This window comes from Christiangramia forsetii KT0803 (assembly GCF_000060345.1).
Taxonomy (GTDB): Bacteria; Bacteroidota; Bacteroidia; order Flavobacteriales; family Flavobacteriaceae; genus Christiangramia; species Christiangramia forsetii.
On record NC_008571.1, the window covers coordinates 903696 to 916073 of the forward strand.

At 35.8% G+C, this 12378-nt stretch carries 14 protein-coding genes and 1 tRNA gene; 14 read left to right on the forward strand and 1 reads right to left on the reverse strand.

Annotated elements, in window-relative coordinates; genetic code table 11:
* Positions 1-2 precede the first annotated feature (2 nt).
* Positions 3-1196 carry a PQQ-dependent sugar dehydrogenase gene (locus tag GFO_RS03870; protein WP_011708727.1) on the reverse strand — a complete coding sequence of 398 codons (1194 nt, stop codon included), beginning with the start codon at positions 1194-1196 and terminating at the stop codon, positions 3-5.
* 243 nt (positions 1197-1439) lie between these two features.
* Between GFO_RS03870 and GFO_RS03875 the strand changes: the two genes are divergently transcribed.
* The 14 genes from GFO_RS03875 (at position 1440) to GFO_RS03940 (ending at position 12349) form a co-directional block, all read left to right on the forward strand.
* A tRNA-Pro gene (locus tag GFO_RS03875) sits at positions 1440-1514 on the forward strand.
* Between the two features lie 484 nt (positions 1515-1998).
* Positions 1999-3456, forward strand: a complete 1458-nt coding sequence (locus tag GFO_RS03880; RefSeq protein WP_011708728.1) for a potassium/proton antiporter — start codon at positions 1999-2001, stop codon at positions 3454-3456.
* A 184-nt stretch (positions 3457-3640) separates the two neighbouring features.
* Positions 3641-4204, forward strand: a complete 564-nt coding sequence (locus GFO_RS03885) for a TetR/AcrR family transcriptional regulator (protein ID WP_041249997.1) — start codon at positions 3641-3643, stop codon at positions 4202-4204.
* Between the two features lie 49 nt (positions 4205-4253).
* Positions 4254-4694, forward strand: coding sequence for a hypothetical protein (locus GFO_RS03890; RefSeq protein ID WP_011708730.1), 441 nt, complete (start codon positions 4254-4256; stop codon positions 4692-4694).
* A gap of 47 nt (positions 4695-4741) precedes the next feature.
* Positions 4742-5305 (forward strand): carboxymuconolactone decarboxylase family protein, encoded by a 564-nt coding sequence (locus GFO_RS03895; protein WP_011708731.1) that lies wholly within the window; start codon positions 4742-4744, stop codon positions 5303-5305.
* A gap of 92 nt (positions 5306-5397) precedes the next feature.
* Positions 5398-6132, forward strand: coding sequence for an SDR family oxidoreductase (locus GFO_RS03900; RefSeq protein ID WP_011708732.1), 735 nt, complete (start codon positions 5398-5400; stop codon positions 6130-6132).
* Between the two features lie 190 nt (positions 6133-6322).
* On the forward strand, positions 6323-6631 hold the full coding sequence (locus GFO_RS03905; protein ID WP_011708733.1) for an EthD family reductase: 309 nt from the start codon (positions 6323-6325) through the stop codon (positions 6629-6631).
* Positions 6632-6652: 21 nt separating this feature from the next.
* The gene (locus tag GFO_RS03910) at positions 6653-7297 is read left to right on the forward strand and encodes a DsbA family oxidoreductase (RefSeq protein WP_011708734.1); all 645 of its coding nucleotides are present in this window, start codon (positions 6653-6655) and stop codon (positions 7295-7297) included.
* Positions 7298-7460: 163 nt separating this feature from the next.
* On the forward strand, positions 7461-8195 hold the full coding sequence (locus GFO_RS03915; protein WP_011708735.1) for a flavodoxin family protein: 735 nt from the start codon (positions 7461-7463) through the stop codon (positions 8193-8195).
* A 129-nt stretch (positions 8196-8324) separates the two neighbouring features.
* A complete protein-coding gene (locus GFO_RS03920) occupies positions 8325-9002 on the forward strand; it encodes a response regulator transcription factor (RefSeq protein ID WP_011708737.1) in 678 nt (225 codons plus the stop codon).
* Positions 8999-10258 (forward strand): PorY family sensor histidine kinase, encoded by a 1260-nt coding sequence (gene porY, locus GFO_RS03925; protein ID WP_041249998.1) that lies wholly within the window; start codon positions 8999-9001, stop codon positions 10256-10258. The genes GFO_RS03920 and porY overlap by 4 nt, the downstream gene beginning before the upstream one ends.
* A 71-nt stretch (positions 10259-10329) precedes the next feature.
* Positions 10330-10776 (forward strand): hypothetical protein, encoded by a 447-nt coding sequence (locus GFO_RS03930; protein ID WP_011708739.1) that lies wholly within the window; start codon positions 10330-10332, stop codon positions 10774-10776.
* Between the two features lie 17 nt (positions 10777-10793).
* Positions 10794-11645 carry an SdiA-regulated domain-containing protein gene (locus GFO_RS03935; RefSeq protein ID WP_188619033.1) on the forward strand — a complete coding sequence of 284 codons (852 nt, stop codon included), beginning with the start codon at positions 10794-10796 and terminating at the stop codon, positions 11643-11645.
* Complete coding sequence (locus GFO_RS03940; protein WP_011708741.1) at positions 11645-12349, forward strand: TVP38/TMEM64 family protein; 705 nt, start codon at positions 11645-11647, stop codon at positions 12347-12349. The genes GFO_RS03935 and GFO_RS03940 overlap by 1 nt, the downstream gene beginning before the upstream one ends.
* Positions 12350-12378: the final 29 nt, after the last annotated feature.

Genomic DNA, 12378 nt, shown 5'->3' on the forward strand with positions numbered 1-12378 from the left:
TATTATTGTTTATTTATTAATTTTGCAATTCCTTTTCCTTCAATAGCAACATAGATATTACCATCAGGTCCCTGTCGCACATCTCTCATTCTTCCAGAATCTTCTAAAAGTTTGGTTCTTTTATTGATCTTTTTACCGTCTAATTTCAGAAGTTCCAGGTACTGAAACTTAAGAGAACCTGCCAAAAGATTTCCTTTCAATTCGGGAAATTTAACTGAAGTTATATAGGCAAATCCACTTGGTGCAATCGATGGTAACCAGTAAAAGATCGGGTCTTCCATTTCCGGTCTTGACCTTTCATCGGTAATTGACGTACCGCTATAATTTTCTCCATAGGTTACTACAGGCCAGCCGAAATTAGCTCCTTTTTTTACTATATTAATTTCGTCACCTCCCTTTGGGCCATGCTCATGCACCCAGATCTCACCAGTTTCAGGGTTTAGGATCATTCCCTGAGGATTACGATGCCCATAAGAATAAATTGCCTCTACAGCATTTTCTTGATTTACAAATGGGTTGTCTGAAGGAACACTCCCGTCATCATTTAGTCTATAAACCTTACCATTGTCACGGGTAATATCCTGAGGGTTTTCATCCCGGGCACCGCGTTCACCGGCACTAAAATATAAATAACCATCTTTATCAAATGCGATCCTTGAACCAAAGTGTTGGCCTTTGGTAGTATTTGGAGAAGCCTTATAAAGTACTTCTTTACTTGTTAGTTGATTCCCTTCTAATTTAGCTCTCAGGACGGCAGTATTTCCACCATCGTCTTCACCTTCTTTTGAAGCATAAGAAAAATAGATCCATCCATTATTTTCATAATTAGGATGAAGTACCACGTCCATTAATCCACCTTGTCCACGATCGTAAACTTCAGGTCCTCCCTGAATCTTATTTTTTTGTCCATCCTTAAAATGGATAATATCGCCATTTTTCTCATTGATCAACATACTCCCGTCTGGAAGAAAAGTGAATCCCCACGGAATCTTTAATCCTTCAACGACCATTTCATAGGAATATTTATCGGAGCTTTCGGCGTCTATTGGATCAGGTACTTCAGTGGGTTCCTGGGTTTGTTCTTCTGATGTTTCTTCTGCATTTTCTTCAACCTGCGCCTTGTCTGAATTATTATCATTTTCACCACAGGCAATAAGACTTAAGGCAAGGCCGGATATCAATAAAATTTTTTTCATAGCAATAATATTATAGGGTGTAAAAGGTATTAAGGAAACTAAGATATAAAAAATTAAAAGTTTTCATTGTAGGAGATGAAATATTCTTATATTTGCCGCCCAATAATGACGGAAATGTCATTTTCGGGGTGTAGCACCTCGACAAGCTCGGTACAGGCTCCGCCCTCAACCGGGCTACTAATAAAGGTTTTATTAATATTGAACCTTGAATTGAAAATATTGAATGAATTGCGTAAGCAATTTCGGGGTGTAGCGTAGCCCGGTTATCGCGCCTGCTTTGGGAGCAGGAGGCCGCAGGTTCGAATCCTGCCACCCCGACTAAGACCATAAAATATGGCATATAAACCTTGATAATTTTCAGATTGTCAAGGTTTTTGTTTTTTTAGGTATTGATTACATTTCTCAACACTTTTCCAAACATTGATCTATATAAATTTTCATCTTCGAGAAATTGGGTGGAATGGAAATTTGATATTTCTTCGATTTCTATGTTTTTATAGAGTTATACTATAAGCTTATAATTATTCGCGTAAAAAGATGGAGGTGATTCTCTTTTGAAATCCCCTGAAATCCTGAATGTTGATCAATATATTCTTCGATAAATGAATTAAAAGATTCACCATTGGTCAACAACCCATGCAGCTAAACTAATGAGAGTTATTTCAATTGAAATAAAAAGGAACAGGGTTTGGAAAATATTACAAACCTCCTACGATTTGCAAAAATTTGGAATTCTGTATTTTAAAATATGAATCTCTAATTAAAAAATTATTTTTGCTATGAATTTCACCTTGTACTGCTGATGGATATTACTATTGAGAATATAATGCTTATTGGTTCTATCCTGCTTTTTATTAGTATTTTGGCAGGAAAGACCTCTTACCGGTTTGGAGTACCCACCTTACTTTTATTTCTGGCGGTAGGGATGCTTGCGGGTTCAGAAGGAATAGGGGGGATCTATTTTGACGAACCTAAGATAGCCCAGTTCATAGGGATAGTAGCACTTAATTTCATCTTATTTTCCGGAGGTCTGGATACCCGGTGGAAAAGCATCCAGCCTGTTTTATGGCAGGGAATATCGCTTTCTACCCTGGGTGTACTCATTACTGCGCTGTGTATTGGGACTTTTGCCTGGCAAATTACAGACTTCACTTTGATGGAAGGACTGCTATTGGGCGCTATTATTTCTTCAACAGATGCGGCCGCCGTATTTTCTATTTTGAGGTCTAAAAACCTGGCGCTTAAATCTAACCTTCGACCTACACTGGAACTTGAAAGTGGGAGTAATGATCCCATGGCCTATTTTTTAACTATTGCCTTCTTGAGTTTAGTAATGAATCCGGAAGATTCAGTTTGGAGTATCATCCCTATATTTTTTCTGCAAATAATTATTGGAGGAATAGCAGGGTTTGTTTTTGGTTACTTGAGCAAACTGGTCATCAATAGAATTAAACTCGGCTTTGAAGGGCTATATCCAGTCTTAGTAATTTCTCTAATGTTTATCACCTTTTCTGCTACCGACGCTATGGGTGGAAACGGGTTCTTAGCCGTTTATTTATGTGGAGTATTCCTGGGAAATCAGAATCTAATCCATAAGAATACAGTCATCAAAATGTTTGATGGTCTGGCGTGGCTCATGCAGATCATACTTTTCTTAACCTTGGGCCTGCTGGTTTTTCCTTCGCAAGTAGTGCCTGTAGTTGGAATTGGTTTGGCTATTGCAGCGGTATTGATCTTCGTGGCTAGGCCAATTGCCGTTTTTCTTAGCTTAAGTTTCTTTAAAATGAAATTCAGAAGAAGACTTTATATCTCCTGGGTAGGGCTTAGAGGTGCCGTTCCAATCGTATTTGCCACCTATCCGTTAATAGCCGGAATAGAAAAAGCCAATTTAATCTTTAATATTGTGTTCTTTGTTTCACTGACATCTGTTTTGGTTCAGGGAACCAGTTTGGCAGCCGTGGCACATTGGTTCAAGGTTTCGCTGCCAAGTTCTGAGAAAAAATTATCTCCTGTGGATAAAATCCTGATGGATGAAAGTAAATCCCATTTGCAGGAAATTGATATTCCGCAGCAAAGTATTGCTATAGGAAAGCGCATTGTAGATCTTAAAATTCCTGCCGGGGCAATCATTGCGATGATTACAAGAAACAACAACTTTATAACCCCAAAAGGGGATACTGTTGTGGAAGAGAATGATATTTTGTTAATTCTTACTGAAGATCGTTCTAACTTTCTGGAGATTAAAAAATATTTAGAATAGATTGCTGGGCGACAAAACATTCATTCTTTCTGAATTTTTTGCTTATTCTAAATAGCTCTAATGGTATTTTACCTCAAATAAAATATTCAATTTCGCAGCTACTAGTCTTTGCAATATTAAAAAAAGCTTAAAAGTTTTGCTATAACAAAGCATGTGCTTAGTTTTGTGTTGTAGTAATAATGATATGGCAAGAACTAAGCAGTATAGAGAAGAAGATGTTATTCAGAAAGCAATGGATCTTTTCTGGAGAAATGGATATGAAGCCACCTCTGTACGTATGCTTGAAAAGGAAATGGGAATTAATCAGTTTTCTATATATTCTAGTTTTGGTAGTAAGAATGGGGTGTTCCTGGAAAGTATTAAGGTTTACAAAAATAAACTGAATAGTATTAGACATACACTTAAAGAATCTAATAACGGAGTATTGGGTATAAAACAATTCTTTTATGACTTTCTTGAATTTACAAAAGACAATAATTTAAATAAAGGTTGCCTGGTTTGTAATACGGTAAGTGAATTGGGAAATAAGGCTAAGCCGGAGGTTTTAGCTCAGTTAATGAAATTTACTGAAGAGATCAGAGATCTGTTTTTAAAGAATTTAGAGCAGGTTCAGGGAAAAACTCCTGAAGCAGTAGAGAAAGAAGCGAACTTTCTTATGACCTCCATGCTGGGATTATCTTTAGGATCCAGAATTCTGGAAAAACAACAACTCGACGACTTTATAGAAACCACCTTTAAATCTATATAACTTTTTTTTAATCTAAAACTAAGCGTTTGCTTAGAAAAAAATCAATAACATGAAAAAGTCAATTCTAATATTTGCTCTCATTGTATTTTCGATATCCAGTCATGCTCAAACCTATACTGTAGCTTATAACCAGGCTAATACAATAGATCGCTCGACATCTCGAAACGCGACATTATCAGCTAATTTTCTAAAGGAAATTGTTCAGAATGAGGATTTTGAATATCGCGAGTTTTTGAAAGATTCTAAAGATTCCAGATCGAAATATAAATTTGGAAAGAAAAATTATACAAAAACAGAATTAGTAAAGCTTTTAAGAAAAGCAGCTCGAAAATCTGGAAATACGACGGAATTCAGTGAATTTCTGGATAACGTTACTCCATCATTCAGAAATTATGTTTCCGATAATGATTTGGATCAGTTATATAAAAAGTTCAGAAAAGGGACCTTTAATAAATACGTTCAGGATTTAGCAGACAACTGGGATGATTAACTAAAACAAGTAGTATAAAAAAATTATTAATTATAAATATTTAAAAAATGAGTACATTAAAAATTCACAATATGGAAACCGCACCAGAAGACAGTAAACCTCTTTTGGAGCAATCGAAGAAAGCTTACGGAATGATTCCTAATCTTCATGGAGTGCTGGCTGAATCGCCGGGAATTTATGAAGCTTATCTGACCCTACATAACCTATTTGAAAATTCATCTTTTAATAAAGAAGAACTAACGGTGGTATGGCAAACGATAAATGTTGAGCACGAGTGTCATTATTGCGTTCCTGCACACACGGGAATTGCCAATATGATGAAAGTAGATTTAGCCATTACCGAGGCACTCCGTAACAGAACGGAAATGCCTACTGAAAAACTTCAGAAGTTACATGAAATGACGCTTTCTATAGTAAGAAATCGTGGTCAGGTAGCCGAGAAAGAATTAGAGAATTTCTTTGCTGCTGGATATACCAGGCGTCAGCTATTGGAAATTATATTGGGGCTTTCTCAGAAAGTAATTAGCAATTACACAAATCATATAGCAGAAACTCCGGTAGATGAACCATTCAAAAAATTTGAATGGAATAAGGAGGATGTAGCATCATAAAAAGGCTATGAATCAAGTAGCTTTAAATGATCTCCCACTTTAAAATGTGGGAGATCATTTAGAATTTTAAAACAATTAAAAAAAGAATAATTATGAGTATTTCAATAGAGAATAAAGTCGCATTAGTAACCGGTGCAAATAGAGGAATTGGTAAGGCAATCGTGAAATCTTTTATAAAACACGGTGCAAAAAAGGTATATCTTGCCGTTCGGGATACAGGTTCTACAAAAGATCTGGAAGAAGAATTTGGAAGTAAAGTAGAAACCCTTGAGGCAGATCTATCTAATAAAACCTCCATCCAGGAACTGGCGAATAAGTCAAAAGATGTAGAAATTGTGGTTAACAATGCAGGAGTTGGAAAACCGCATACTACCATTGCTGATGGGGTAGAAGAAGATCTTCAAAAGCATTTTGATGTCAATGTCTTTGGTTTGCTAAGGGTTGCAAATGCTTTTGCTGAAACCCTGATAAAGAATAAGGGGGCGTTGGTACAGATGAATTCGGTAGCTTCTATCAAGAACTTCCCGCATCTTTCTACTTATTCTGCTTCAAAAGCAGCTTCCTATTCACTAACACAAGGAATAAGAGCAGATCTTGGGGAGAAAGGTGTGAGTGTATTAAGTGTGCATCCCGGACCGATTGATACTGAAATGGCTGCCGAAGCAGGTTTTGATGATCCGGCTTCCACAGAAACCGTTTCAGAAGGTATTGTGAAAGCACTTAAAGCGAGTGATTTTCATTTATTCCCCGATGAAATGGCGAAGCAGGTAGAACAGGCTTACAAGGAGTTTTCAGAAAATGTGGTCCTGGCAGACTTTTCAGAATAGATTTAATAATTAAGGTCAGTACCTTAGTGTATATAATTTCAGAATTATAAAAACTAAATGCGAAGCTTATAAAAATAACGGTTTTGTCAGTTCGAGTGCAGTCGAGAACTAGTAGTCAGATACATTTAGGTTTCGACTTCACTCAACCTGACATTTACTGATTTAATAACCTTTACCTAAATAAAACGACATGATAAAATTAACAGTGATGTATCCAAATAGTGCTGATTTAAAATTCGATAAAGAATATTATATAAATCATCATGGTCAATTACTGAAAGATCTATTAGGGGAGGCTATTATTTCGTCTGATGTGAATATGGGAGTAGCCGGCGGTAATCCCGATGAACCTGCACCTTATTTTGTAATTACCAACCTGGTTTTTAAATCTATGGAATCTTTTCAACAATCGTTTGGAGAACATAGACAAAAGATTTTAGAAGATCTTCCAAATTTCACCAATGTGAAACCGGAGGTTCAAATTAGTGAAGTGGTATAGTTTACCTATTAAAAAAATGATATGAAGAAAAAGTTGAAAATTGATATTGTCTCTGATGTAGTGTGCCCCTGGTGTACTATTGGTTATAAGAGATTAGCGAGAGCTATTACTGAATTGGGTGTAGAAGATCAGGTTGAAATTGAATGGCAACCATTTGAATTAAATCCAAATATGCCCGCTGAAGGTCAAAACGTCACCGAGCATATTACAGAAAAATACGGTTCTACAATAGACCAGCAGAAAGAATCACAGCAACATATGACCCAAATTGGTGAAGAACTTGGTTTTACTTTCGATTATTTCGATGAGATGAAAATGGTAAATACGTTTGACGCCCATATTTTACTGGACTATGCAAAGGAATTTGGCAAGCAAACCGAATTAAAAATGCACCTGACCAAAGCTTTTTTTAGTGAACGTAAAAACGTTTCAGATAAAGATGTATTGAGACAAGCTCTATTAGATGTTGGGTTAGATGCAGAAGAAGGATTAGCCAGGTTAGAAAGCGAAGAAGCTCGCTATGAAGTTAGAAGTCAGCAAGCTTATTGGAAGAATTTAGGAGTTAGCTCTGTGCCCACTGTAGTTTTTAATAGAAAAAGCGCTGTTACTGGTGCACAACCGGTAGACACTTTTAAGCAGGTGCTTTCAGAATTAATTGCTGAATAATATTTAGAACTTATAACAAACTTATAGCTGAAAGTTCATTAGATAAAGACTTTATGAATCTAATAGAGAGATTCTTAGTACTCTGTTTAATTTTAAGTTTCAGAAAAATTTGTCATCTTTAAATAGAAAATTCAATTAATCATATTAAATAAAATTGGGAATAATGGATAAAAATAATTTTAATGGCCTCAAGGCTGTATTTGTAAACTGTACCTTAAAGAAATCGCCATCTAAAAGTCATACGGCAGATTTAATGCGTGTTTCCAAAGGAATTATGGAAACTGAAGGTGTAGCTGTAGAAATGATACGCCTTGTGGATCATGAGGTGCCTGCGGGAGTGCAACCAGATATGACTGAGGAGGGATTTGATAAAGATGACTGGCCGGAGATCTATAAAAAAATTATAGATGCAGATATTTTGGTTATTGGAACTCCTATTTGGCTGGGAGAACGCTCATCTATAGCTTCAAGACTCATTGAACGCTTATACGCTATGAGCGGATACCAAAATGATAAGGGGCAGTATGTTTATTATGGCAAAGCCGGCGGTTGTATAATTACAGGAAATGAGGACGGAGTTAAACATTGTTCTATGGGAATTCTATATGCTCTACAGCACCTTGGGTATAGTATTCCGCCGCAGGCAGATGCGGGTTGGATTGGCAAAGTTGGACCCGGGCCGAGTTATGGAGATACTGAATGGGATGGTGAAAAGAAAGATCCTCCGGTAGGATATGATTCAGAATTTACCAATAGGAATACTACTTTTATGACCTATAATTTGATGCACCTGGCGAAAATGCTTAAAGATCAGGGAGGATATCCTGAGTATGGGAATTCCAGAGAAAAATGGGATGATGGCACACGCTGGAATTTTGAAAACCCGGAATATCGATAAGTTTTCTTAGCTGTTTTTTAGAATTATAATAGCAATTTTGATATATAAGTGTTGATGAATTTGTAGTCAAAATAAATTCCCAATTCTTTCCAGTTTTCATCTTTATAATTATCGGCTATAATCAAGCTTATGAAAATTCTCATTATTGAAGATGAAAAAGATATGCTTCAGAATATGGAGGATACGCTTTTGAAACAGAATTATATTGTAGAAACGGCGAGTGATCTGGATTCTGCCATGTCTAAAGTGGGTGTTTATGATTATGATTGCATTCTTCTCGATATAAATCTTCCTGATGGTAGTGGCATGGAAATTCTGAATTTTCTGAAGGAGAATAAAAAGACAGAAGGGGTGATCATAGTTTCAGCAAGAAATTCTTTAGATGACAGAATCCAGGGATTAGATACAGGGGCTGATGATTATATAGCTAAACCCTTCCATATGGCCGAGTTAAATGCACGGGTAAAGGCGCTACTTCGAAGAAAAAAATTTGATGGAAGCGTACTTTTCAACATTGGCAATCTCCATATAGATTCTGAAAAGCATACTTCATATACTGAATTTGGAGAGATGGAACTCAACCGAAAGGAGTTTGATATTCTTACCTATCTTGCTACCAATCAAAACAGGCTGGTAAGTAAATCGGCGCTGGCAGAACATGTTTGGGGAGATCATATAGACCAGGCAGATAATTTTGAATTCATTTATTCCCAGATAAAAAATCTTAGAAAGAAACTCAAAGATGTGATGGCAGAGGTTGAAATTAAAGCTATCTATGGAATTGGCTATAAACTTATACTTCCTTGAAATTACTCAATTACACCTCTAAATATTTTGCCTGGCTGTTATTCTTTGTATTAACTGGATGGGCGGTTATTTTCTATTTTCAGATGTTAGATGAGATCTATGATAGTATGGATGATGGTCTGGAAAACCAAAAGATGCTGGTAATTAGAAATGCCAGGCAAAGGGATACTGTGCAAACCAAAACAGATTTTGGCGATGGGTATTTTACTTTGCATGAAATTAGTGAATCTACAGCCCTGAAATTTAAGGATTCCTACCGCGATACTCTGATGTATATGCAAAATGAAAAGGATTTTGAACCGGTTCGTTTGCTGGAAAGTGTTTTTAAACGGGAAGATCAATATTATAAAGTTAAGATCATCACGTCTATGGTAGAGGAAGACGACCTGGTAGAAGATCTTCTTTTTTCCATAATATGGTTATATGTTGGCTTGATCTTAAGTATCCTGATCTTAAATAATCTTATCCTGAAGAAAGTTTGGAATCCCTTCTACAAGCTGATTGAAAATCTGAAGAATTTCAAAATTGAAAATGATTCTAAAATAGAACTGGAAAACTCAAAAATAGACGAGTTCAATACCCTTAATGAAAATATAGAAAATTTAATAACAAAGTCGGTAAAAAGTTACCAGGATCAAAAACAGTTTATAGAAAATGCATCACATGAATTACAAACCCCTATAGCGATAAGTATCAATAAGCTGGAGTTATTATTAGAAGATAACGATCTAAAGGTTTCCCAGGCGAATAGAATAGTTACGGTAATAGAAAACCTGGAGCGTCTATCAAGGTTTAACCAGTCTCTTTTGCTATTATCTAAAATAGAGAACAAGCAGTTTACGGAGCTTCAGGAAGTAAATTTTAATCAATTAACTCAAAAAATTGTTGATAATTTTGAAGATCTGCTCCATCATAAAAATGTTGATATTATAATTGAAAATATTGAAGATCTAAAATTTTCTATGAATCCGGATCTGGCACAAATTCTTTTAACCAATCTCATAAAAAATTCTATACTTCATAATTCTGATTCAGCTAATATAAAGATCAGCCTAAGATCCCATTCCTGGCAAATTTCAAACAAAGGAAGCCATACTTTAGAGGAACAGGATCTTTTTACCCGTTTTCAGAAAGTAAATGATACTTCAAGTTCTTCAGGTCTGGGGCTGGCAATCTCAAAGGCCATCGCAGATACCTATCAGCTCAAACTTTCTTATATATACCGGGAAGTACATATTTTCAAAATAGATTTTTAGAAGCTCACCTAACCAATTCCAGATTCTTTACAGTTTTCAGTCTCATATTTGTTCAAATTAAAAATTGAATTATGAGAAAAATATTTTTTTTAAGCATGTTCGCGGCCTTTTTTATGACCGCATGTGCACAGGATGATAAGGCTAATTCAGAAATTCCTTCTGTAGTTTTAAACGCATTTGAATCCAGATTTGATAATCCTACCAATACCGATTGGGAAATGAACGGGCAGGATTATGAAGTAGAGTTTGATTTAAAAAATGTGGAACATACGGCACTTTTAAATGAGAGTGGAGAATTGTTCAAATACAAAAAAGACATCATGGAAACAGATCTTCCAGAGGCCGTAAGAACAGCACTTCAGAATGAGTTTTCAGATAAAAAATTTGATGATTTTGATTTGCTGGTAAGTGGTGATATGGAGTATTATCAAATTGAAATAGATGGAACCTTAAGAGACAAGGAAGTTGTTTTTACTGCTTCAGGTGAAATGACTACAGAAATTCCAGTATGGGATTAAAGCAGAGTTTCATGAAAATGAGCAGAGTAATCATAGGAATCGTTGCAGCTGTGCTTGTACTCGCAGGCGTGGTTGCATTTTCCTTTAGCGAAAAATTTGAAAGTGGTATTTCTCCTGATGCTAAGGGCGAACGGGAATATACCATTAACAATCAATGGCGTCTTCCAAAAGTGCTGGAAGAGGTTTCGGGAATCCATTATTATACTCCTAATAAACTTGCCAGTATTCAGGATGAAGATGGAACGATCTTTATTTATGATCTGCAGAAAAAAGAAATAGAGCGGGAGATAGATTTTGCCGGAAGTGGAGATTATGAAGCCTTGACTGTAAAAGCTAAAGATGCTTATGTATTAAGAAGCGATGGAGTTCTTTTTGAAGTAAAAGATTTTTTAAGCAATCCTAAAACTATCAAGTATGAACCAGATTTAAAACATTCTGTCAATTTTGAAGGACTTTGTCTTAGTAAGGATTCAAAAAAACTATTAATGATTACCAAGGATGAAGATGTTAGTAACGGGATTAAGAATGTCTATAGTTTTGATCTTGCTTCCAAAAAATTCGATAAAACTATTCCTTTTAAGCTGGAAACCGAAAAGGGAATCTTCAAGGATTTTAAAGGCTCCTTCAGACCTTCTGAAATTGAAATAAACCCGGAAACCGGTAAGTACTATGTTCTTGATGGTAAGAATCCAAGGTTGCTTATTCTTAATTCTTCATTTAAGGTATTACGATTAATTTCTTTGGATGAGGGTGAATTTGCTCAACCTGAAGGTCTAAGTTTTGCCGAAGACGGCAGACTGTTTATTTCTAATGAAGCTGGAAAGAACAATGCCAATATTCTGGAAATAATAATAAATCCGGAGAAGTAATGGATCATGTGATTACTAACGAAAAAAACATTAGTCAGAGTAAACTTCCTTTATATACATCTCTGGCTATAGTAGCTTTGATCATTTCAGCTTACTTTTTTGTCCCTTCAGCGCAAAACTTTATGGATGAAGCATGGAGTGTGCTTACAAGTGGAAACAATCAAAAGATCCAGCATTGGTTTAAAGGATTTGGCTGGATTGCGCCTATATTATTAATTCTGGCAATGGTATTCCAGATGTTTTTAATAGTGATTCCTACGATTGCTTTAATGGTGGTAAGTATATTAGCTTACGGCCCGGTTTGGGGCAGTATCATTGCATTTATTGCTGTTTTTACGGCATCTAGTGTAGGATATGTTATAGGTCATTATTTTGGACCGGGACTTGTAGAAAAGATCATAGGTCATAAATCTAAAAAGAAAGTGGCCGATTTTCTTGAAGATTATGGCTTTTGGGCAATTTTCATTACCAGGTTAAATCCGTTTCTTTCTAATGATGCTATTAGTTTTGTTTGTGGGGTATTAAAAATGAGTTATAGAAAATTTATAACAGCGACGCTTACTGGAATAGCTCCGTTGACAATATTCATTGCTATATTAGGTAAAAGCACTCAAGGATTAAAAACGGGTTTACTGTGGGGGTCTATTATTAGTTTACTGCTTTTTGGAGGCTTCGTTTACTGGGACAAGAAAATCAGGAAATAAAGTTATGATATAGACATTGCCTTCAATTA

What these genes read in the sequence shown, in the direction of transcription:
- GFO_RS03930 (WP_011708739.1), top strand. Translation starts at nt 10,330, where the DNA reads ATGAGAAAAATATTTTTTTTAAGCATGTTCGCGGCCTTTTTTATGACC.
- GFO_RS03940 (WP_011708741.1), top strand. Translation starts at nt 11,645, where the DNA reads ATGGATCATGTGATTACTAACGAAAAAAACATTAGTCAGAGTAAACTT.
- GFO_RS03905 (WP_011708733.1), top strand. Translation starts at nt 6,323, where the DNA reads ATGATAAAATTAACAGTGATGTATCCAAATAGTGCTGATTTAAAATTC.
- GFO_RS03895 (WP_011708731.1), top strand. Translation starts at nt 4,742, where the DNA reads ATGAGTACATTAAAAATTCACAATATGGAAACCGCACCAGAAGACAGT.
- GFO_RS03890 (WP_011708730.1), top strand. Translation starts at nt 4,254, where the DNA reads ATGAAAAAGTCAATTCTAATATTTGCTCTCATTGTATTTTCGATATCC.
- GFO_RS03920 (WP_011708737.1), top strand. Translation starts at nt 8,325, where the DNA reads ATGAAAATTCTCATTATTGAAGATGAAAAAGATATGCTTCAGAATATG.
- GFO_RS03900 (WP_011708732.1), top strand. Translation starts at nt 5,398, where the DNA reads ATGAGTATTTCAATAGAGAATAAAGTCGCATTAGTAACCGGTGCAAAT.
- GFO_RS03915 (WP_011708735.1), top strand. Translation starts at nt 7,461, where the DNA reads ATGGATAAAAATAATTTTAATGGCCTCAAGGCTGTATTTGTAAACTGT.
- GFO_RS03880 (WP_011708728.1), top strand. Translation starts at nt 1,999, where the DNA reads ATGGATATTACTATTGAGAATATAATGCTTATTGGTTCTATCCTGCTT.
- GFO_RS03870 (WP_011708727.1), bottom strand. Translation starts at nt 1,196, where the DNA reads ATGAAAAAAATTTTATTGATATCCGGCCTTGCCTTAAGTCTTATTGCC.
- GFO_RS03885 (WP_041249997.1), top strand. Translation starts at nt 3,641, where the DNA reads ATGGCAAGAACTAAGCAGTATAGAGAAGAAGATGTTATTCAGAAAGCA.
- GFO_RS03935 (WP_188619033.1), top strand. Translation starts at nt 10,794, where the DNA reads ATGAGCAGAGTAATCATAGGAATCGTTGCAGCTGTGCTTGTACTCGCA.
- GFO_RS03910 (WP_011708734.1), top strand. Translation starts at nt 6,653, where the DNA reads ATGAAGAAAAAGTTGAAAATTGATATTGTCTCTGATGTAGTGTGCCCC.